Origin of the sequence: Bartonella queenslandensis AUST/NH15, assembly GCF_000312585.1 — a bacterium.
In the GTDB taxonomy this organism is placed as follows: Bacteria; Pseudomonadota; Alphaproteobacteria; order Rhizobiales; family Rhizobiaceae; genus Bartonella; species Bartonella queenslandensis_A.
In genome coordinates this window covers 1-322 of record NZ_HE998198.1, presented here as the reverse complement: position 1 = coordinate 322, position 322 = coordinate 1, and the positions used below count along the sequence as shown (strand labels likewise).

Genomic DNA, 322 nt, shown 5'->3' with positions numbered 1-322 from the left:
CTAGCTGTGGTCCAATCAACACCGCTAATTGTCGTGCTTGCTTAAAAGTAGGGCGATAAAAGGTCAATTTTTGCCGACAGGCTTCCTTGCCATCACCATCCTTATAAACAAGGGGAACTTGGAGTTCTACATCAAGGCTGGTTTGTAAACTTGTCATGATCAATTCCTTATAAATTGAGAATAGAGCGGCGGCGTCCACCAATCTCTTGCCCGTTGCGCACGAGCCATCCACCCCGTTTAAAAGAAAAGCGATGCAAAACAGAACCATCCCAATATTCCGTATAATCCCAAATATTCTTGATCTCGCAATCATAGCCCGTGG

Annotated in this window: 1 pseudogene; it reads right to left on the bottom strand. The window is 45.0% G+C overall.

Features of this window, described 5'->3' with window-relative positions:
• Nucleotides 1-167: 167 nt before the first annotated feature.
• Nucleotides 168-322: pseudogene (locus tag BN338_RS13645) on the bottom strand (phage major tail tube protein); the annotation flags it as partial.